Origin of the sequence: Rhodococcus spongiicola, assembly GCF_004011835.1 — a bacterium.
GTDB lineage: Bacteria > Actinomycetota > Actinomycetes > Mycobacteriales > Mycobacteriaceae > Prescottella > Prescottella spongiicola.
Map to the genome: position 1 here is coordinate 847,738 of NZ_RKLN01000001.1, position 18,525 is coordinate 866,262.

The window sequence follows — 18,525 nt, forward strand, 5'->3', positions numbered from 1 at the left end:
GAGCCTCGAGAACCATGACAGACATTGCAGTCGTCGGCTTCGCACAGGCCCCACATGTGCGCGAGACCACCGGCACCACCAACGGTGTCGAGATGTTGGTCCCCTGTTTCCAGGAGTTGTACTCCGATCTCGGAATCACCAAGTCCGACATCGGATTCTGGTGCTCCGGCTCCTCCGACTACCTGGCCGGACGAGCCTTCTCGTTCATCTCCGCGGTCGACGCGGTCGGCCCCGTCCCGCCGATCAACGAGTCGCACGTCGAGATGGACGCCGCCTGGGCGCTGTACGAGGCATGGATCAAGCTGCTGACCGGCGAGGTCGACACCGCCCTCGTGTACGGATTCGGTAAGTCCTCCGCCGGCAACCTCCGCCAGGTCCTGGCCATGCAGATGGACCCCTACATCGTGGCCCCGCTGTGGCCGGACTCGATCTCGGTCGCCGGCCTGCAGGCCCGCCTGGGCCTCGAAGCCGGCAAGTGGACCGCCGCGGACATGGCCGAGATCGCGAAGCGCAGCCGAGCCGCCGCCATGAACAACCCCAATGCACAGATCTCCGGTGAGGTGGACGTCGAGACGTTGCTGGCCTCCGAGTTCGTCGCGGATCCGTTGCGGGCGCACGACTGTGCACCGATCACCGACGGTGCTGCCGCGGTCGTTCTCGCCCGCGGCGACCGCGCCCGCGAACTGTGCGAGCGCCCGGCATGGATCACCGGCTTCGAGCACCGTATCGACTCACCGAACATCGGTGCGCGCGATCTGACCACGTCGCCCTCCACCGCCGCAGCGGCCCGAGCGGCAACCGGCGGTGACGCCGCGAGCATCGATGTCGCCGAACTCCACGCACCGTTCACCCACCAGGAACTGATCCTGCGCGAGGCGATCGGACTCACCGATGCCGCCACGATCAACCCGTCGGGTGGTCCGCTCACCGGCAACCCGATGTTCTCCGGCGGTCTCGAGCGCATCGGCCACGCAGCCCGCAAGATCATGAACGGCGAAGCACAGCGCACCCTCGCTCATGCCACCAGTGGCCCTGTGCTGCAGCAGAACCTGGTCGCAGTCATGGAAGGACGCAACAACTGATGGCGAGTGACATTTCCCGAGGTAAGCAGCCTGCCGCCGTCCTCGGTACCGGGCAGACCCACTACGTCGCCAAGCGCCACGACGTCACGATGGCGGGCCTCGTCCGCGAGGCCGTCGACCGCGCGATGGCCGACGCCCACGTCGGCTGGGACGACATCGACGCCATCGTCGTCGGCAAGGCTCCCGACCTGTTCGAGGGCTCGATGATGCCGGAGCTCGCGATGTCGGATGCTCTGGGCGCCAACGGCAAACCGCTCCTTCGCGTGCACACCGCCGGATCCGTCGGCGGTTCCACGGGCAACGTCGCGGCCAGCCTCGTGCAGGCCGGTGCACACAAGCGCGTGCTCGCAGTGTCGTGGGAGAAGCAGTCCGAGTCGAACGCGATGTGGGCACTGTCCACCCCGGTGCCGTTCACGATGCCGGTCGGAGCCGGTGCCGGTGGCTACTTCGCTCCGCACGTACGTTCCTACATCCGCCGTTCGGGTGCGCCCGAGCACATCGGCGCGATGGTCGTGGTGAAGGACCGCCACAACGGTGCGCTCAACCCCTACTCGCACCTCAAGCAGCCCGACATCACCGTCGAGTCGGTGCAGGCGTCCCAGATGCTGTGGGACCCGATCCGCTACGACGAGACCTGCCCGTCGTCGGACGGCGCCTGCGCGATCGTCATCGGCAACGAAGACGCTGCGCAGGAGGTCCTGTCGGAGGGACGCAAGGTCGCATGGATCCATGCCACCGCGATGCGTACCGAGCCCACGACGTACGCCGGTCGCGACCAGGTCAACCCGCAGGCCGGCCAGATGGCCGCCGCCGCACTGTGGAAGGCCGCCGGTATCACCAACCCGCTGAAGGAGATCGACGCGGCCGAGATCTACGTGCCGTTCTCGTGGTTCGAGCCGATGTGGCTCGAGAACCTCGGCTTCATGCCCGAGGGCCAGGGCTGGAAGCTCACCGAGGCCGGTGAGACCGCGATCGGCGGACAGCTCCCGGTCAACGCTTCGGGTGGCGTGCTCTCGTCCAACCCGATCGGTGCATCCGGCATGATTCGGTACGCCGAGGCCGCCATGCAGGTCATGGAACGCGCCGGGGACCATCAGGTCGATGGCGCACGTAAGGCTCTGGGCCACGCGTACGGTGGTGGCTCGCAGTACTTCGCGATGTGGGTGGTCGGCTCCGACCGTCCTACCCACTGACCGTCCTACCCACTGACCGTCCTACCCACTGACCGTCCTACCCACTGACCGTCCTACCAACTAGGGAGAGGGACCAGCCATGAAGTTCACGGTCGGCATCGCGATGAGCCCGTTGGAGCAGTTGACTGCTCTGGCGCAGACCGCGGAAGAGTGTGGTTTCAGCAACATTGCACTGCCGGACTCGCTGTTCTTCATGGAGACGGCCGCCGCGGACTACCCGTACACCCCCGACGGATCGCGCATGTGGAACGCGGAGACGCCGTGGGTGGACCCGTTGATCGCGGCGGCCGCGATGGGCGCCGCCACGAGCACGATCGGGTTCTACACGAACGTGCTCAAACTCGGCTCCCGTAACCCTCTGCTGCTCGCGCGACAGGTGGGCTCGGTGGCCAACCTGACGGGCAATCGGTTCGGGTTCGGAGTCGGGATCGGCTGGGCCCCCGAGGAGTTCGAGTGGTGCGGTGTCCCGTACAGCAAGCGCGGGGCCCGGGTCGACGAGATGATCGATGTCATCAAACTGGTCCTCGGTGGCGGGATGGTCGAGTTCCACGGCAAGTTCTTCGACTTCGACCGGCTCCAAATGAGCCCCGCCCCGAGTAAGCCGGTCCCGTTCTACGTAGGTGGCCACACCGACGTCGCGCTGCGCCGCGCGGCGCGCGTCGGGGACGGCTGGACGTCGGCGATGATGAAGTTCGACGACCTGGTCGCGACGATGGCGCGGCTGAAGGAACTTCGCACCGAATACGGTCGGGCAGAAGAGCCTTTCGAGATCCAGGCGGTGTGCATCGACCGATTCGGCAAGGATGGGTACGCCCAGATGGCCGAAGCGGGCATCACCGACAGCATCGTCGTGCCGTGGATCTTCGACGGTCTCGGTTTCGACGCTCCGCTCGAGGCCAAGCAGGACTCGCTGCGGAAGTTCGCCGATCTGTACATCACCAGGAGCTGATATGACCGCAGGAACCGAGTCCGCCGCCCCCGAACACCCCGCGCGCGTGGCCGCCCGTGCGTCGCAGTCTGCCGCGAGCGGCAAGCGCAAGCAGGAGTGGCTGGATCTGTTCGCCGAGGACGGCTGGGTGGAGGACCCGGTCGGGCCGTCGGGATTCGACCCGGAAGGCAAGGGACACCACGGCCGCGAGGCCCTCTCGCGGTTCTATGACATGACGATCGCAAACACCGACTCGCTCGAGTTCATCATCAACGACTCGCTGGTGTGCGGCGATGAGAACGTCAACATCGGTACGGTCCGCACGGTCCTCGCCGGCAGCCGGGTCGATGCCGAGGGAGTGTTCATCTATCGCGTCAACGCCGAGGGGAAGCTGCAGTCGCTCCGGGCCTTCTGGGAAGTCGAGCGCGCGATGCAGACGATCACTCAGGTCTGACCACTCAGGTCTGAGGTCTCCGAAACCGAGAGTGGGGCGGTCACCGATCCGGTGACCGCCCCACTCTCGTTGTGTCCGTGACTCGCTCGGTGCGCGCCTGAAGGCTCCAAGACGACAGGCCCCAAGACGAACGGTAGCGCCAGCGAGAGACGAGGGTTCTCGCCGGCGCTACCGCGTCCGTGTGCGCTCGATCTAGTGCTTGACCGGGCAGCCCGAGGTCTTGTAGTCGACCTGGTACTCCTTGAGGCCGTTGAGCCAGCCGGAGCGTAGACGCCGCGGGTCGGCAACCTCAGTGATGTCCGGCAGGTAGTCCGCGATGGCGTTGAAGATCAGGTCGATCTGCATCCGGGCCAGGTTGGCGCCCAGGCAGTAGTGGGCACCGGTGCCACCGAACGTCACGTGCGGGTTGGGGTCACGGGTGATGTCGAACTTGTAGGGATCGTCGAAGACTTCCTCGTCGAAGTTGGCCGAGAGGTAGCTCATGACCACTCGCTGCCCCTTCTTGACCTCGGCGCCGCCGACCTCGGTGTCCTCCAGCGCGGTGCGCTGGAATGAGGCGACCGGGGTAGCCCAGCGGAGGATCTCGTCGGCAGCGGTCTTGGGCCGCTCCTTCTTGAACAGCTCCCACTGCTCGGGGTTGTCCATGAAGGCCTTCATACCGTGCGTGGTGGCGTTGCGCGTGGTCTCGTTGCCGGCGACAGCGAGCACGATCACGAAGAAGCCGAACTCTTCGGGGCTGAGTTCCTCACCGTCGACGTCCGCCTCGATGAGCGTGGTGACGATGTCGTTCGCCGGGTGCTTCTTCTTCTCCTCCGCCAGCTGGTAGGCGTACGCGAGGATCTCCATCGACGAGGCCTGCGGATCGATGTCGAGTTCCGGATCGTCGTAGCCGGTCATCTCGTTGGACCAGTCGAAGAGCTTCTGGCGGTCCTCCTGCGGCACCCCCATCATCTCGGCGATGGTCTGCAGCGGGAGCTCGGCCGCAACCTGCGTGACGAAGTTGCCCTCGCCCTCCTCGGCTGCCCCCTTGACGATCGCCTCGGCACGGGCGGTCAGTTCCTTCTTGAGACCGTTGATGGCGCGCGGGGTGAACCCACGCGAGACGAGCTTGCGCAGCTTGGTGTGCTCGGGCGCATCCTTGTTCAGCAGCACGAAACGCTGCAGTTCGATGTTCTCGCGCCCGATGTCGTCGGCGAAGCGCGGGATCACGGTGTTCTGCCACGTCGAGAAGACATCGCTACGCATCGAGACGTCCTTGACGTCCTCGTGCTTGGTTACGAGCCAGTAGCCACCGTCGTTGAATCCGCCGATGCCGTCGGGTTGATCGACCCAGAACACCGGCTGAGTCTTGCGAACCTCCGCGAGTTCCTCGACAGGGAGTCGGTGTGCATAGATGTCGGGATCCGTAAAATCGAACCCGGAGGGAATATTGGGCTGCGCCACTGCTGTCTCCTACCCTTGCGACCAGACGCGAAGCGATGTGGAACACGTTCTACACGCATTGAATCACAGAGCGTCGATCCGGGGAAGAACTAGCTAACAGTCAACCCGAATAGTCGACCCCCCGGAACCTTGCCCGGTGGAGTGAACCTGTTCTATTTTTCGAGAAAGAGCGAGAAAGAGAACGAAAGGAGCCCGCCGTGGGCACACCAGTAATCGTCGAGGCAGTTCGCACCCCGATCGGAAAGCGCGGTGGCTGGCTGTCCGGGCTGCATGCGGCCGAAATCCTCGGTGCCGCGCAGAAGGGAATCGTGGACCGTGCCGGGATCGATCCGGCGCTCGTCGAGCAGGTGATCGGCGGGTGCGTCACCCAGGCCGGTGCGCAGTCGAACAATGTCACTCGCACGGCGTGGCTCGCGTCCGGTCTGCCGTGGCAGGTCGGTGCCACGACAATCGACTGTCAGTGCGGTTCCGCGCAGCAGGCCAACCACCTGATCGCCGGTCTCATCGCCACCGGTGCGATCGACATCGGTATCGCGTGCGGCGTCGAAGCCATGAGCCAGGTTCCGCTCGGTGCCAACGTCGGTACCGAGGCCGGGCCGCGCCGACCCGCCTCCTGGGACATCGACATGCCCAATCAGTTCGAGGCAGCCGAGCGGATCGCCAAGCGCCGTGGACTCACCCGTGAGGACGTGGAGGTGCTCGGCGTGCGGTCGCAGGCGCGTGCGAAGCAGGCGTGGGAGGAGGGCCGCTTCGACCGCGAAGTCCTGCCGGTCCCCGCACCGGTCATCGGTGAGGACAAGCAGCCCACGTCGGAGATGAACGTCGTCAGCCGCGACCAGGGCCTGCGCGACACCACCGCCGAGTCCCTCGCCAAGCTCAAGCCCGTCCTCGAGGGCGGCGTCCACACCGCCGGCACGTCGTCGCAGATTTCCGACGGTGCCGCCGCCGTCATGCTGATGGACGAGGACCGCGCCCGCGCGCTCGGCCTGAAGCCGCGGGCCCGCATCGTGAGCCAGGCGCTCGTCGGCGCCGAGCCCGAGTTCCACCTCGACGGCCCGGTCCAGGCGACATCACGGGTGCTGGAGAAGGCCGGCATGAAGATCGACGACCTCGATCTGTTCGAGGTGAACGAGGCCTTCGCGTCCGTCCCGCTGTCGTGGGCGCAGGTCCACGGCCCCGACATGGACAAGGTCAATGTCAACGGCGGCGCACTTGCACTCGGACATCCCGTGGGCAGCACCGGTTCTCGCCTCATCACCACCGCGCTGCACGAGCTCGAGCGGCGCGACGGCTCGACCGCGCTGATCTCGATGTGCGCGGGCGGTGCTCTGGCCACAGGCACCATCATCGAGCGAATCTGACGCTTCCGCGTCGGGCCGGCGGCGGGTTGGGGATTCGCAGCGTGGGCGCTCCACGAATCGCGCGCAGCACTCCCCCGCCCGGCGTCCGGAAGCAATAATGGTGACGACGCCCGGCACGCACCGGCGCCGGGCACACCGGTTCTCGAGGAGGAACGTCGCAACATGACAGTGAAGAACCACGACCGTGTGATCGACCGGCGCGAAATCGCTTCGGCGCTACTCAAAGCGTTGGACCGGCGCCATGAGGTCCTGGACACCATCGTCGAGAGCAAGGACCGTGACGCGGCCGTGACCGCCGTGCGCAAACTGCTCGACACCACCGACTTCTGCGCCGACGCGGTGCTGAACCTGCACTTCGACCGGCTCACGATCAAAGAACGCGACCGCATCCGCGCCGAGATCGAAGACCTCGACGCTACCCTCCCGTGGCTGCCGGAGCAGCGACCCTACAGCACAGGGTCGGGGGTTCGCCTCCGCCTGTTCACAAGTTCGGACTCGGACACTCGGCTGTTCGGCAAGCGTTCCGCTGAGCGCCTCGACGATGCCGGCGCCCCATGGAGCGCCGACCGAATCGAGAAAGAGCGGAAGGGCGGCCTGGCACGGATAGCCGATGAGTCGGCCGCCTGGTTCGTCGCGGAGTGCACTACCGGAGAGCAGCCGGACAGCATCGGCATGGTGTTCGGCGAGTTGACCGGCAACGAGGTGGACGTCGCGATCTGGGTAGCCCCGGAGGTACGCAAGCAGGGCTACGGCACGGCGTCGCTCAAGCAGGCACGCAGCGAGCTCGCCGCGTACTTCCCGGGTACGACGTTGATCGTCCGCGCACCCGCGTAAGAGGCCCGAGACATGAGAATGCCCGTGCGCAGAGCAGTCGCGCACGGGCATTCTCGTGTTTTGAGCGCACTAGTGTCTCAGCGCCGCCGTTCGTGACTCAGGCGCCGTAGACCGGAGTGGGGGTCTCGGCCTTCGCCAGCAGGTCGGCGACGACGGGGCCGAGCTCGCTGGGCTCCCAGCGATCGCCCTTGTCCTGGGTGGGGCCGTGGCGCCAGCCCTCGGCGACGGTGATCTTGCCGCCCTCGACTTCGAAGACGCGTCCGGTCACATCCTTCGCCTCCGCCGAACCGAGCCACACGACCAGCGGGGAGATGTTCTCCGGCGCCATCGCGTCGAAACCGTCCTCCGGGGCGGCCATCGCGTCGGCCATCGCACCGCCGGCACCCAGCGTCATGCGGGTGCGAGCCGCGGGCGCGATCGCGTTGACGCGCACGCCGTAGTTCTTCAGCTCTGCGGCAGCCTGGACGGTCATCTCCGCGATGCCTGCCTTCGCAGCGGCGTAGTTGCCCTGGCCGATCGAGCCCATCAGGCCGGCGCCCGAGCTGGTGTTGATGATGCGGGCATCGACCGGGCGTCCCGCCTTGGCCTCGGCACGCCAGTAGGCGGCAGCGTGTCGCAGCGGTGCGAAGTGCCCCTTGAGGTGCACGCGGATCACCGCGTCCCACTCCTCCTCGCTCATTCCGACCAGCATGCGGTCGCGCAGGAAGCCGGCGTTGTTGACGAGAACGTCGAGTCGCCCGAAGTTGTCCAGAGCCGTCTTGATCAGGTTCTGGGCGCCATCCCACGACGCGACGTCGTCGCCGTTGACCACTGCTGTGCCGCCGGCCGCCTCGATCTCGGCGACGACCTGCTCGGCCGGGGTCTCGCCGGTGGCGGAGCCGTCGCCGCCGACACCGATGTCGTTGACGACGACCTTGGCGCCCTCGGCCGCGAAGGCCAGGGCGTGGGCACGACCGATTCCGCGGCCGGCGCCGGTGATGATGACGACTCGACCGTCAAGCAATCCGCTCACTTGTTCTCCTCCGTATTAGCCGCGGCCAGGAAGGCCGGGCGCTCGCCGCCACCGTGGACGGTAAGTGTCGACCCGCTGACGTAAGCCGCCAACGGTGATGCCAGGAACGTCGCACAGTTGCCGATGTCCTCGGGAAGTGCCATCCGACCCAGCGGTACGGTGGCGCCCACCGCCTCGATACCGGCCTCGTCGCCGTAGTGCAAGTGGCTCATCTCGGTCTGCACCAGCCCGACGATGATCGAGTTGACCCGCACCTTGGGGGCCCATTCGACCGACAAGCTTGCCGCGAGGCTGTCGATCCCGGCCTTCGCGGCGCCATAGGCCGCTGTGCCCGGGGAGGGACGGCTGCCGCTGACGCTGGAGATCATTACGATCGATCCACCGTCCTCCTGCTTCTGCATGACCTCGTTGGCGATCTGTGAGATCAGAAGGGGCGCAAGCAGGTTCAGTTCGACGATCTTGGCATGGAACTTCGGGCTCACGTCGGCCGCCATTGCGAACGGCGCACCACCGGCGTTGTTCACGACGGTGTCGAGTCGGCCATGCTTGTCGACGATCCCGTCGATCAATGCCTGCACCTGCTCGGGGTCACGCACGTCGCACTGGACGAACTCAATACTGCGGCCGTCGACCTCGACGGGCTCGGCATCCTCTTCTCGGGGACGGCGTGCGCACGTCACGACGGTCGCCCCGGCGCGCAGGAACGCCCGGCTGATCCCCGCGCCGACTCCTCGCACTCCGCCGGTCACCAGTACGACCTTGCCTTCGAGACCGAGATCCACGTTGTTCCTTCCTGAGCGACACGGGCCATCCGCACCCGCCTGTGATAACTTACCAAGCAATCGCTTGGTTCGGTCAACAGACGTAAGGAACATGCCATGGGCATCACCTCAACCTCGGACGGTGCCGGAATCACCACGGTCACCGTTGACTACCCGCCCGTGAACGCCATCCCCTCCCAGGGCTGGTTCGACTTGGCCGACGCAATCCTCGAGGCAGGAAAGGATCACAACACTCACGTCGTGATCCTGCGCGCAGAAGGACGCGGCTTCAATGCCGGTGTCGACATCAAGGAGATGCAGGCCACCGAGGGCCACGGCGCCCTGATCGACGCCAACCGCGGCTGCGCGGCCGCCTTCGCCGCGGTCTACGACTGCGAGGTCCCCGTCGTGGTCGCCGTCAACGGCTTCTGCGTCGGCGGCGGCATCGGTCTGGTGGGCAACGCCGACGTCATCGTCGCCTCCGACGACGCGGTCTTCGGTCTCCCGGAGGTCGATCGCGGCGCCCTCGGCGCGGCCACCCACCTTGCCCGACTGGTCCCACAACACATGATGCGCACGCTGTACTACACGGCCAAGAACGTCGACGCGCAGACGCTCAAGCACTTCGGGTCGGTCTACGACGTCGTCCCGCGCGAGGAACTCGACGCTGCCGCGCTCGAGATCGCCGGTGCGATCGCCGCGAAGGACACTCGGATCATTCGGCGGGCCAAGGAGGCGATCAACCGGATCGACGTCCAGGACGTGCACACGAGCTACCGCCTGGAGCAGGGCTTCACCTTCGAGCTGAACCTGGCCGGTGTCTCCGACGAGCACCGCGACGAGTTCGTTGCCACCGGCAAACCGCGCGCGAACAAGTAGGGAGTTGGAAAACTATGCGTGACAAGAGGATGTCGCTCGACGAGGTCGTCGGCGAACTGCGCAGTGGCATGACGATCGGCCTCGGCGGATGGGGCTCACGCCGCAAGCCGATGGCGTTCGTGCGCGCGATCCTGCGTTCGGATCTCGAGGACCTGACCGTCGTCACCTACGGCGGACCGGATCTGGGCCTGCTGTGCTCGGCCGGCAAGGTCAAGAAGGCCTACTACGGCTTCGTCTCGCTCGACTCGGCGCCGTTCTACGACCCGTGGTTCGCCAAGGCCCGCACCAGTGGCGAGATCGAGGTCCGCGAGATGGACGAGGGCATGGTCAAGTGCGGCCTCGAGGCCGCGGCCGCCCGCCTGCCCTTCCTCCCGATCCGCGCGGGCCTCGGCTCGGACGTCCCGAACTTCTGGGGCGACGAGCTGAAGACCGTCACCTCGCCGTACCCTGGCCCGTCGGGCGAGGCCGAGACGCTCGTCGCGATGCCGGCACTGAACCTGGACGCGTCGTTCGTGCACCTGAACATCGGTGACGCCCACGGCAACGCGGGCTACCAGGGCGTCGACCCGTACTTCGACGACCTCTACTGCCTGGCCGCCGAGAAGCGCTACGTCTCCGTCGAGAAAGTCGTCGAGACCGAGCAGCTCGTCAAGGAGGTTCCGCTGCAGCAGCTGATCCTCAACCGCATGATGGTCGACGGTGTCGTCGAGGCCCCCAACGGCGCCCACTTCACGCTGGCCGGCGACAGCTACGGCCGGGACGAGAAGTTCCAGCGCCACTATGCGAAGTCGGCGCAGTCGCCCGAATCGTGGCAGGCGTTCGTCGACCGGTTCCTGTCCGAGTCCGAGGACGACTACCAGGCCGCCGTCAAGAAGTTCGCAGAGGAGCAGCAGGCATGACCTCCACGGAAAACACCGACACTGGCACCGTGACGCGGGCCGAGTACTGCGCGATCGCGTGCGCCGAGATCTTCTCCGGTGCCGGCGAGATCATGGCCAGCCCGATGGCGACGCTGCCTCTCATCGGCGCCCGCCTGGCCCGCCTGACCTCCGAGCCGGATCTGCTCATCACCGACGGGGAGGCGCTGATCTTCGCGGACACCCCGCCCGTGGGCAAGAAGGGTCCCATCGAGGGTTGGATGCCGTTCCGCAAGGTGTTCGACGTCGTCGCGTCGGGTCGTCGCCACGTCGTCATGGGCGCCAACCAGATCGACAAGTTCGGCAACCAGAACCTGTCGGCGTTCGGGCCGCTGCAGCACCCGACCCGCCAGATGTTCGGTGTCCGGGGCGCCCCGGGCAACACGATCAACCACGCCACCAGCTACTGGGTGGGCAAGCACAGCGCGCGTGTGTTCTGCGACAAGGTCGACGTCGTCTCGGGCGTCGGCTACGACAAGGTCGACCCGCAGAACCCTGCGTTCAGGTTCCTGCATCTGCACCGCGTCGTCACCAACCTCGGGGTGTTCGACTTCGGCGGCCCCGACCGCACGCTGCGCGCGCTGACCCTGCACCCGGGCGTCACTGCGGAGGACGTCGCATCGAATACGTCGTTCGAGGTGGCCGGACTGGGCTCGGCGGGCACCACCCGCGAGCCCACCGCCGAGGAGCTGCGCATCATCCGTGAGGTTCTCGATCCGAAGAACCTGCGTGACCGTGAGGTGGCGTCGTGACCCAACTACTGAAGACCCCGTTCACCGAGCTCGTGGGTGTCGAGCACCCGATCGTGCAGACCGGCATGGGCTGGGTCTCCGGTCCGCGCTTGACCTCCGCGACGGCGAACGCGGGTGGCCTGGGAATCCTGGCGTCGGCGACGATGACCTACCCGGAGCTCGAGGCTGCGATCGCCAAGACAAAGCAGCTGACGGACAAGCCGTTCGGTGTGAACATGCGCGCCGACGCGTCGGATGCGCAGGAGCGTATCGACCTGCTGATCCGTGAGAAGGTCAAGGTCGCCTCGTTTGCGCTCGCGCCCAAGAAGGACCTCATCGCCAAGCTCAAGGACAACGGGATCGTCGTGATCCCGTCGATCGGTGCCGCGAAGCACGCCGTCAAGGTTGCCTCGTGGGGCGCCGACGCCGTCGTCGTGCAGGGCGGCGAGGGTGGCGGCCACACCGGCGGTGTCGCAACGACTTTGCTGCTACCGTCCGTTCTCGACGCCGTCGACATCCCGGTTGTCGCCGGTGGCGGCTTCTTCGACGGTCGGGGGCTGGCTGCGGCTCTGTCCTACGGTGCCGCCGGGGTGGCGATGGGTACTCGCTTCCTGCTCACCAGCGACTCGGCCGTGCCGGACTCGGTCAAGCAGGAATACCTTCAACGGGGCCTGCAGGACACCACGGTGTCCGTCAAGGTCGACGGCATGCCGCACCGCGTGCTCAACACCGACCTGGTGAACGCCCTCGAGAAGTCCAGCTACGCAAAGGGGCTCGTCGCCGCGGCACGGAACGCCATGAAGTTCAAGTCCATGACGGGCATGAAGTGGAGCACGCTGGTCAAGGACGGCCTGGCGATGAAGCGGTCCAGCGACCGTACGTGGCAACAGATCATCATGGCCGCCAACACCCCGATGCTGCTCAAGGCCGGCCTGGTCGAAGGCAACACGGAAGCCGGCGTCCTCGCCTCCGGTCAGGTGGTCGGCATGATCGACGACCTCCCTAGCTGCAAGGAACTCATCGACCGGATCATGGCCGATGCCGTGGCACGGATCGACGCGCTTGGAGACCTCAGGGCCTGACCGGCCCGTCTCCGCATCGAAGGGACCCCTCGTGCGCTACCCGCGCGCGAGGGGTCCCTTCTGTTCGAGGTTCACACGTGCTCGAGAGCTCTCGGCCGTTTCCGATACGCACCGTGACTCGAGTGCCATCGATGGATCTGGACCGTACGGTTCCGCCGTTGGGTGCTCTTCACTGACCTTATATCTCAGACAGCGACGTCGTGGATACCATGGTCGTGCAACGTGTTCGGTGTGCAGTGGTATCCGTCTGCTGTCTGCGCGGTCATCGCCACCTCCCTGGCTGATTGCACGGCATGCCCGAAATGCCTTTGTTAACGCCTCCTGTCGGTGGATCGATAGCCCCCCATAGGGTTGCCAATTCACCACAGCCCTACCGGGTCTCGGTCCGGTCCACTCTAGGGAGGGATTCCCACAATGGGTTTCATTCAGAAAGCACTAGTCGTTGTCGCTGTCACTCTAGGACTCGTCGCCGGCGGATCTGGTATCGCCCAGGCGAACACCGCGTCGGTCGAGCCCAGCATCCAGGCGGTGTCCGCCATGACGTCGACAGAAACGATCGTCGACACCGTCGCAGACGGCGTCCGCGCCTCGCTCGGCATGGTCGTAGGCTCCGTGATGCTCCCCTTCGTTCTCCCACTTGTTTGGGGGATATGCGCCGTAACCGATGACTACGACGAGTGGGATATGATGGGGTTCTTCTCGTCGTGCACCATGTTCGGCAGTTCCTAGCCCTCCCTTGCTGGCCCGGCACCATCGCGGTGTCGGGCCAGAAGCATCTTCGGGCCCGGTGTTTCTTCGTGTTGGTTCAGGTCCGCCCCACGGTACGCTCTCCAGGCCAATGGGTTACGTTGCCGTGGAAACCGGCATGCCCGAAACGCCTTTGTTAACGCCTCCTGTCGACGGGTCGATAGCCTTCCATAGGGTTGCCAATTCACCACAGCCCTACCGGGTCTCGGTCCGGTCCACTCTAGGGAGGGATTCTCACAGTGAGCTTCATTCGGAAGGCGATGGCCGTCGTCGCTGTCACGTCAGGACTCGTCGCCGGCGGATCCGGCATCGCCCAGGCTGCGTCGGTCGAGCCCAGCGTCCAGGCCGTGTCCGCTATGACGTCGCCAGCACCGATTGCTGACACCGGCGAATTCCAATCACCCGGCTCGCTCGGAAATATCGTAGGCTCCGTCGTGATGCCCGTGTTCTACCCATATTTCTTGATGATGTGCGAGGTGGCTGCCGATACCGACGACCTTTCCCTACAAACGATGAACGAGGCTTGCGCTAGCTTCTTCAGCGTCCTCGGCAGTTCCTAACCGCCCCTTCCTGGCCCGGCACCATCACGGTGTCGGGCCAGAAGCACTTTCGGGCACGCTGTTTCGCGTTGGCTTGGACCGGTCCCACGGCGCGCTCGCCAGGTAAATCGGAATTGGTGCCATGGAAACCATTTTCGCGCAACGTGTTCGATACGACGAGCTATCCCACTTTCCGTCTGCGCGGTCATCGGCACCTCCCTGCCGGATCGCCGACACCGTCGCAGACCAAGACCCCAGCCTGCTCGATATGGTCATAGGCCCCTTGATGCTCCCTGTGGCGCTCGCATCTCTTTCGGTAGCATGCCTGTGCGATCCCGATCCCGAGGACTTCTCGACCCTGTCTGTGCTCGAGGCTCGCTCGTAGTCAAATGGGTTATGCTGCCGCGGAGCGAAAGTCGGACGCTGGTTGATATGGAAGAAGTGTCGGCGGGAGCTTTTTCCTGGGCGATGGCGCGGTGCTCACATGGGGCGCTGGGACGTACCGCTATCGCGGCAATTCCGCGCACGCGGGGGTGGGTTGCAGCGGCGGGGTGTCTCGGGAGAATCGGGTCTGGAACGGGCGCAAGGGTCGAGTTGGCATCTGTTCTCGCCCCTGCGGCGACTCATCCGGCCCCGCGACGGCCGGGCGTCTTCATTTCCCGACACGCGTGGTGTCTTGAGCCCCGGCGGTGGATCTAGATTGTACGGTTCTGCCGTTGAACAGGCTTTCTGCTGACGTCCAAGAAGTCTCATCCATTATCTAGGAGAAGACGACGTGCGAAACGGAACCAGGAGCATCATCGCAGCTCTCTCAGCCCTCACACTGGCCATCACCGCGGGTGGGGTCGCATCCGCCCAAGGATTGTTCGGTAGTGCCGGTGGGTTCGGAAGTGCCGGCGGGTTCGGAAGCATCGGCGCAATAGGAAGTCTCGGCGGCGCCGGGTCGTCGGGCAGCCTCGGGAAGCCCACCATTCCCGGGGACGGCACCTTCCCGGTGGGTAACGGGTTGTTCGGCACCGTCAAGCCGGGCATCTATCAGAACCCCGGCCTCCCGGACACGGTGTGCATTGCGGGCCGCGCAGGGCCAACGATCGCTAACCAATCGTTCTTCCTCAATACCTTTGGTCCGTTTCAGTACGGAACGGCGGTGATCATCGAACCCACCGACACCGAATTCTTCACGGCCAGTTGCGCGACGTGGGAGTGGGTTGCCCCCGTGCCGCATTCGACAGGATCGGTTGGCTCGTCAGGGTCGTCGGGCAGCCTCGGGAAGCCCACCATTGAAGGGACCGGTGTCTTCGACGTGGCAGCAGGCGAGGTCGAGCCGGGCATCTACCAGAATCCCGGGCTCATTGACCAGGACTGTTCCTGGGAACGAGTAGGGCCGAATTTCGAGACGGGTTACTCATACGAGCCCGAACCCGGTGAGCAGGTGGCGTCGGCGGTGATCATCGAACCCACCGACACCGAATTCATCACAACCGATTGCGCAACCTGGAAGTGGGTTGCCCCCGTGCCGGGCTCGACAGGCTCGCTGGGTTCGTCCTAGGAGAGGCCCGGTCGGCCGAGATCGGGCACGCCGTGCCTGGGTGTTCCCATCTCGGCTACCGTGCCGCCGCCTATATTCTGGTGCCGAACTCGACGCCGGCGCTCTCGAGAGGCTCCCGCAGATCGTCGAGTTTGATCCAGTCGTGTATCCAGGTCGGTGACTCGATCGGATTACGCAGAAGCCTCATCACTACCTCCGCCGCAAGGACCGCCGTTGCCCGGTACAGGCCGTAACTTGCAGCCCAACAGCATTGCCCGGCGCCGCCATGTGCCGCGATCACCCAGACGGCGCCGCCGGGCATGTCCGGCAGTATCGCCGCGAGTCGCGGCATCAGAGTGAGAGCGGCCAGCTTGACGGTGGCGACCCGGGAATCGAGCCGTAGGTAGCTGCGTACCGGGACGCCGAGGTCTACGGTGAGCTGGTTCTGGTCGCCGAAGTCTGTTCGCAACGCCGGAAATCGCGAGTATCCCGCTTGCGCGGGAAGTTTGAAAAGCTTGGGCCGGGTGTAGTTCCGCACCTGCGACCCGTCCGGGTCCGTGAAACGCTTGCCGCTCAGCCCGTCGAAGAACTCCGCGGATGCAGGCCCACCTAGCTCGCCCGCCCCGAACCCGATCACCACGTCCACTGGCCCACCGCCCCGAGCTGCCTCGACAGCGAGCAGGGTGGTCAGCCCGGGTGCGATCCCAACGCCGAGCAGGACAGGGCCATCCACTTGCTCGAGTTGCTGGAAGTAGTCGTAGTTGGAGGCGATGTCCGTGAACGCGATCCCGCGTACGGCGGCGGCCGCCGCCACGGTGGGATCCTCGATACCCGAGCAGTTCACCACTACGGACACCCCGTCCAAACCGGTGGACAAGGATGAGGGATCGGATAGGTCGATCACCCGGTCCGCGCGCGCCCGGTCGCGACCCGCCGCCAGCGCCTCGATGCCCGCCGCCCGCAGTATCTTGACCAGGTGCTTTCCTGCTGCCCCGGACCCACCGAGGACCAACACTGATTGCGTCATCCCGACCGCCTCCGAGCGCACCAGAGAATAACTCCGGTGCGAAATTCTAGACCTCGACTTCAGTACGCGACAACGGCGAGTCAGGACGACCGAGTGAGGACGACAAGACGCCGCCGCGGCAGAAGATCCTGACCCGACCGCGCCGCCCCCGTGTGCTCCACACCTGACGATCACTCTCGCCGACAGGGTCGACCACCTCGACAGCGAGCGCTGCGTCGACATCGGGCTGACGTTTCTGACCCCCGAGACCCACATCCTGCTCATCGGCGAACGCGGATGGGGCCCAGACGATTATGAGCGACGGATGGTCGGCTTGCTCGCTTGCGTCGCCGACCTCAGGGTATGAGCGGCTGTGCCGAGCGCGGTCTGAGCATCGACCTCTGGGACCCTGCTCGGACGAGCGCGCCGACACGATTGATTCGTCGATTACAGTCTGGCCATGACTGCCGCAGGAGACAGCCACGAAATCGACCGACTCCGTGAATCCGTACAAGCCCGCCTCGAAGTGGCGGTGGGAAAAGGGCGGCTGACCCTGGAGGAGTACTCGGAGCAGGCCGCGGTCGTGTGGTCGCGTGACATCGGTATCGAGCGTCTCCGCGAGCTGGCTTCTGTCGGTGTCGCGATGGCGCCAGTGTCGGCACCTCAGTCGACCATCGTCGGGGTCTTCGGGGACGTCAAGCGTTCCGGGCGTTGGTCACTCGCAGTGAAGACATCAGTGCTGCTCGTGTTCGGGGATCTGAAGCTCAACCTCAGGTCGGCGGTGATCGGTGCCCGGGTCTCGACGATCACCCTCATCTCAGTGTTCGGAGACAGCACCGTCACCGTTCCGGAGGGCGTGCACGTCGAGTTGGATGGGTTCCACCTCTTCGGTGACCGCGAGTTCGATTCCGGTGCACAGGCTCCCGGCCCCGGCGCTCCGACTATCCGGATCAAGTCGTACTCGGTGTTCGGCGACCTGAAGGTGCGCACTCGCTAGTCGTGGCTGAGCCGCTTCAGCAACGCCGACTTGATGGTGGGCCGCCCGGCTATGACCAGCGTGAACGTCGCCTCCCGCATAAGACGTTCCGCAGTGTTCCCGGCAACGGCCGAGGAACCGCCTTTCGCGGTGACGAGGGCAGTCGCCGTCCGGACCGCCAGCGCCGAGGCGCACGCTCGTGCGTCGGCGATCTCCGCTCGTCCTTCGAGGGCCGCATCGAGGTCCAGGCGCGCCTGCGCCACCTGCTTCTCGAACGGTTCGGCGTCGGCGCAAAGGGCCTTCAGTTCGGTGATGGCACGTCGCGTGATGCCCATGGCCGCGCACCCGCCCAGCCACATCACGAACGGCTGGCCCTCCGCGAACTCCTCCGGGGTGAGGGAAGCCGCAACCATTTCGCGGGGCACGGTCACACCGTCGAACGACAGGCGCACGGTGTTGGAACCTCGCGCAGCGATCAGGGGCAGTAGTTCAGCGGAGAGGCCCGGCAGCGAGTCGGTGGGAATGAAGGCCTGCACGATGGAGTTGTCGACCTCGTCGCGCGCCAACACCATGAGCAGATCGATCATGCCCCACCCGGTCACGAACGGCGCGAACCCGTCGAGCACGTAGCCGTCGTCGCCGCGGCGAGCCCACAGCAGCGGCGGCACCGGAATCGCGCCGGCGTTCGAGCCTCCCGCCCGGATGGTGCCGTCCAGGAGACCTGCGAGGTACCGCTCGCGTAGATCAGAGTTGGGTGAATTGGCGATCACCGCGGCCGGCCCGAAGTGCTGTATCCACGTGAAACCGGTGGCGAGGCACCCACCGCAGAGCGTCTCGACCACCTCGACCAGCACGGATGGCGTCACCTCCGTCTCGTCGGCCGCGGCGAGACCGTAGAAGCCGTGGTCGGCGAGGACCTCGAAATGACTCTCCGGGATCTGTCCGTCGGCGTCGACGCGACCGGCGACCGGGAACAGGATGTTGTCGGCGATTTCGTGCGCCATGTCAGTCCAGTTGGTCACCCTCTCGAGGGTAACGCCGAAGCGCGGTAG

The 18,525-nt window shown here is 65.8% G+C and carries 19 protein-coding genes; 14 read left to right on the forward strand and 5 right to left on the reverse strand.

All coding sequences use genetic code 11. The features are described 5' to 3' along the window. The first annotated feature begins 14 nt into the window (after positions 1-14). The 4 genes from EF834_RS03915 (at position 15) to EF834_RS03930 (ending at position 3,657) form a co-directional block, all read left to right on the forward strand. Entirely contained in the window at positions 15-1,082 is a 1,068-nt protein-coding gene (locus tag EF834_RS03915) for a thiolase domain-containing protein (protein WP_127945876.1), read from the forward strand. Then, positions 1,082-2,275 (forward strand): thiolase domain-containing protein, encoded by a 1,194-nt coding sequence (locus tag EF834_RS03920; protein WP_127945877.1) that lies wholly within the window; start codon positions 1,082-1,084, stop codon positions 2,273-2,275. The genes EF834_RS03915 and EF834_RS03920 overlap by 1 nt, the downstream gene beginning before the upstream one ends. Before the next feature lie 79 nt (positions 2,276-2,354). Continuing rightward, on the forward strand, positions 2,355-3,224 hold the full coding sequence (locus EF834_RS03925; protein WP_127945878.1) for a TIGR03619 family F420-dependent LLM class oxidoreductase: 870 nt from the start codon (positions 2,355-2,357) through the stop codon (positions 3,222-3,224). 1 nt (position 3,225) lies between these two features. Continuing rightward, entirely contained in the window at positions 3,226-3,657 is a 432-nt protein-coding gene (locus tag EF834_RS03930; protein ID WP_127945879.1) for a nuclear transport factor 2 family protein, read from the forward strand. 192 nt (positions 3,658-3,849) lie between these two features. Here EF834_RS03930 and EF834_RS03935 read toward each other — a convergent pair whose 3' ends face one another. After that, positions 3,850-5,100 carry a cytochrome P450 gene (locus EF834_RS03935; protein ID WP_127945880.1) on the reverse strand — a complete coding sequence of 417 codons (1,251 nt, stop codon included), beginning with the start codon at positions 5,098-5,100 and terminating at the stop codon, positions 3,850-3,852. A gap of 197 nt (positions 5,101-5,297) precedes the next feature. Between EF834_RS03935 and EF834_RS03940 the strand changes: the two genes are divergently transcribed. Both EF834_RS03940 and EF834_RS03945 read left to right on the forward strand, forming a co-directional pair. Beyond that, positions 5,298-6,461, forward strand: coding sequence for a steroid 3-ketoacyl-CoA thiolase (locus tag EF834_RS03940; protein WP_127945881.1), 1,164 nt, complete (start codon positions 5,298-5,300; stop codon positions 6,459-6,461). A 162-nt stretch (positions 6,462-6,623) separates the two neighbouring features. Next, positions 6,624-7,295, forward strand: a complete 672-nt coding sequence (locus EF834_RS03945; protein WP_127945882.1) for a GNAT family N-acetyltransferase — start codon at positions 6,624-6,626, stop codon at positions 7,293-7,295. Between the two features lie 97 nt (positions 7,296-7,392). Here the strand turns inward: EF834_RS03945 and EF834_RS03950 are convergent, their stop codons facing one another. Further along, entirely contained in the window at positions 7,393-8,307 is a 915-nt protein-coding gene (locus EF834_RS03950) for an SDR family oxidoreductase (protein WP_127945883.1), read from the reverse strand. Further along, positions 8,304-9,089: an SDR family oxidoreductase gene (locus EF834_RS03955; RefSeq protein ID WP_127945884.1), complete on the reverse strand. Its 786-nt coding sequence runs from the start codon at positions 9,087-9,089 to the stop codon at positions 8,304-8,306. The genes EF834_RS03950 and EF834_RS03955 overlap by 4 nt, the downstream gene beginning before the upstream one ends. Before the next feature lie 96 nt (positions 9,090-9,185). On the opposite strand from EF834_RS03955, the gene echA20 reads away from it, so the two are divergent. The 7 genes from echA20 (at position 9,186) to EF834_RS03990 (ending at position 15,512) form a co-directional block, all read left to right on the forward strand. Next, entirely contained in the window at positions 9,186-9,947 is a 762-nt protein-coding gene (gene echA20, locus EF834_RS03960; protein WP_127945885.1) for a (7aS)-7a-methyl-1,5-dioxo-2,3,5,6,7,7a-hexahydro-1H-indene-carboxyl-CoA hydrolase, read from the forward strand. A gap of 14 nt (positions 9,948-9,961) precedes the next feature. Beyond that, positions 9,962-10,846 carry a cholesterol ring-cleaving hydrolase subunit IpdA gene (ipdA, locus tag EF834_RS03965; protein WP_206615167.1) on the forward strand — a complete coding sequence of 295 codons (885 nt, stop codon included), beginning with the start codon at positions 9,962-9,964 and terminating at the stop codon, positions 10,844-10,846. After that, a complete protein-coding gene (gene ipdB, locus EF834_RS03970) occupies positions 10,843-11,616 on the forward strand; it encodes a cholesterol ring-cleaving hydrolase subunit IpdB (protein WP_127945886.1) in 774 nt (257 codons plus the stop codon). Before ipdA ends, ipdB begins: the two co-directional genes overlap by 4 nt. After that, positions 11,613-12,677 carry an NAD(P)H-dependent flavin oxidoreductase gene (locus EF834_RS03975; protein WP_127945887.1) on the forward strand — a complete coding sequence of 355 codons (1,065 nt, stop codon included), beginning with the start codon at positions 11,613-11,615 and terminating at the stop codon, positions 12,675-12,677. Before ipdB ends, EF834_RS03975 begins: the two co-directional genes overlap by 4 nt. Before the next feature lie 414 nt (positions 12,678-13,091). Continuing rightward, entirely contained in the window at positions 13,092-13,406 is a 315-nt protein-coding gene (locus EF834_RS03980; protein WP_127945888.1) for a hypothetical protein, read from the forward strand. Between the two features lie 257 nt (positions 13,407-13,663). Beyond that, entirely contained in the window at positions 13,664-13,984 is a 321-nt protein-coding gene (locus tag EF834_RS03985; RefSeq protein ID WP_127945889.1) for a hypothetical protein, read from the forward strand. 754 nt (positions 13,985-14,738) lie between these two features. After that, entirely contained in the window at positions 14,739-15,512 is a 774-nt protein-coding gene (locus EF834_RS03990) for a hypothetical protein (RefSeq protein ID WP_127945890.1), read from the forward strand. Positions 15,513-15,582: 70 nt separating this feature from the next. On the opposite strand, the gene EF834_RS03995 is transcribed toward EF834_RS03990, so the two are convergent. Continuing rightward, positions 15,583-16,518 (reverse strand): NAD-dependent epimerase/dehydratase family protein, encoded by a 936-nt coding sequence (locus EF834_RS03995; RefSeq protein WP_127945891.1) that lies wholly within the window; start codon positions 16,516-16,518, stop codon positions 15,583-15,585. 439 nt (positions 16,519-16,957) lie between these two features. On the opposite strand from EF834_RS03995, the gene EF834_RS04000 reads away from it, so the two are divergent. Further along, positions 16,958-17,494 carry a LiaF domain-containing protein gene (locus tag EF834_RS04000; protein WP_127945892.1) on the forward strand — a complete coding sequence of 179 codons (537 nt, stop codon included), beginning with the start codon at positions 16,958-16,960 and terminating at the stop codon, positions 17,492-17,494. Here the strand turns inward: EF834_RS04000 and EF834_RS04005 are convergent. Beyond that, entirely contained in the window at positions 17,491-18,495 is a 1,005-nt protein-coding gene (locus tag EF834_RS04005) for an acyl-CoA dehydrogenase family protein (RefSeq protein WP_206615168.1), read from the reverse strand. The genes EF834_RS04000 and EF834_RS04005 overlap by 4 nt on opposite strands. Positions 18,496-18,525: the final 30 nt, after the last annotated feature.

Excerpts from the sequence above, each read along its gene's own strand:
- EF834_RS03915 (WP_127945876.1), top strand. The coding sequence starts at position 15 with ATGACAGACATTGCAGTCGTCGGCTTCGCACAGGCCCCACATGTGCGC.
- EF834_RS03920 (WP_127945877.1), top strand. The coding sequence starts at position 1,082 with ATGGCGAGTGACATTTCCCGAGGTAAGCAGCCTGCCGCCGTCCTCGGT.
- EF834_RS03925 (WP_127945878.1), top strand. The coding sequence starts at position 2,355 with ATGAAGTTCACGGTCGGCATCGCGATGAGCCCGTTGGAGCAGTTGACT.
- EF834_RS03930 (WP_127945879.1), top strand. The coding sequence starts at position 3,226 with ATGACCGCAGGAACCGAGTCCGCCGCCCCCGAACACCCCGCGCGCGTG.
- EF834_RS03945 (WP_127945882.1), top strand. The coding sequence starts at position 6,624 with ATGACAGTGAAGAACCACGACCGTGTGATCGACCGGCGCGAAATCGCT.
- echA20 (WP_127945885.1), top strand. The coding sequence starts at position 9,186 with ATGGGCATCACCTCAACCTCGGACGGTGCCGGAATCACCACGGTCACC.
- ipdA (WP_206615167.1), top strand. The coding sequence starts at position 9,962 with ATGCGTGACAAGAGGATGTCGCTCGACGAGGTCGTCGGCGAACTGCGC.
- ipdB (WP_127945886.1), top strand. The coding sequence starts at position 10,843 with ATGACCTCCACGGAAAACACCGACACTGGCACCGTGACGCGGGCCGAG.
- EF834_RS03980 (WP_127945888.1), top strand. The coding sequence starts at position 13,092 with ATGGGTTTCATTCAGAAAGCACTAGTCGTTGTCGCTGTCACTCTAGGA.
- EF834_RS03995 (WP_127945891.1), bottom strand. The coding sequence starts at position 16,518 with ATGACGCAATCAGTGTTGGTCCTCGGTGGGTCCGGGGCAGCAGGAAAG.
- EF834_RS04000 (WP_127945892.1), top strand. The coding sequence starts at position 16,958 with ATGACTGCCGCAGGAGACAGCCACGAAATCGACCGACTCCGTGAATCC.